This is a genomic window from Mycobacterium sp. NGS45, assembly GCF_059812645.1.
Window position 1 is genome coordinate 1 of the sequence record NZ_JCALDB010000060.1, and the last position, 1171, is coordinate 1171.

1 protein-coding gene is annotated in these 1171 nt (G+C 64.6%); it reads right to left on the reverse strand.

Annotated features, from left to right (window positions below; translation table 11 throughout):
• Positions 1-1072: IS256 family transposase (locus tag AC5Y3P_RS22325; protein WP_500048120.1), on the reverse strand; the 1072-nt coding region annotated here is incomplete at its 3' end.
• Positions 1073-1171 lie beyond the last annotated feature (99 nt).

Consider the following 1171-nt stretch of genomic DNA (forward strand, 5'->3'; position numbering starts at 1 on the left):
CAAAGGTGCTTTCGATCGGATTTGTCGTGCGTAGGTGGATCCAGTGCTCGGCGGGATAGTGGTAGAACTCCAGTAGGGTGTCCAGATCGTCGGTGATCTTGGCGACCGCCTTGGGGTACTTGGCCCCGAAGTCGACCGTGAAGGCCTTGACCGCGACCTGGGCCTTGTCGATATCCTCGGCGTTGTAGATCTCCTTGAGCGCCGACAACGCCGACGCGTGCGCTGATTTCGGCAGGGCGGCAAGCACATTGGCTTGCTTATGAAACCAGCACCGCTGTTCTTTGGTGGCCGGGAACACCTCGCGTACCGCTTTCCAGAAGCCGAGTGCGCCATCGCCGACGGCGAGCACGGGTGCGGTCATGCCGCGTCGTTTACAGTCGCGCAGCAGATCAGCCCACGACTCGGTCGATTCCCGGTAGCCGTCGGTGATCGCCACGAGCTCTTTGCGGCCGTCCGCGCGCACGCCGAGCATCACCAGCAGACACAGCTTTTCCTGGTCCAGGCGGACCTTGAGGTGGATGCCGTCGACCCACAGGTAGACGTAGTCGGTGCCCGACAGGTCCCGGGCGGCAAACGCGCGGGCCTCGTCCTGCCACTGGCTGGTCAGCCGGGTGATCGTGGTGGCCGAGAGCCCGGCACCCGAGCCCAGGAACTGCTCCAGAGCGGGGGTGAAGTCGCTGGTGGACAGCCCGTGCAGGTACAGCAGCGGCAGCACTTCGCTCATCTGCGGTGACTTGCGTGCCCAGGCCGGCAGGATCGCCGAGGAGAACCGTTTCCGTTCACCGGTGTCGGGGTCGACGCGTTTGTCGTTGACTCGCGGTGCTTTCACCTCAACTGCCCCGGCTGCCGTCAGCACCTCGCGGGCCTGGTGATAGCCGTTGCGGACCACCAGCCGATGCCCCTTCTCATCGAGCTGATCGGCGAACTGGGCCACGTAGGCGGCGACCTCAGCCTTCAACGCGGCGGCCAGCATCTGACGGGCGCCGTCGCGGACGATCTCGTCCAACAACGACCGACCAGCACCGCCAGTGCTTTCGTTGGCCTCGATGGCATCGTGAACTACGGTGAGCATGGGCGTACCTTCCCGAACCAGCGCGCCAACGCCGGCTCATGATCGGACCTTCGGATATTCAGATCATCCTCGGGAAGGTGCGCCCACTTTCACGCCCCC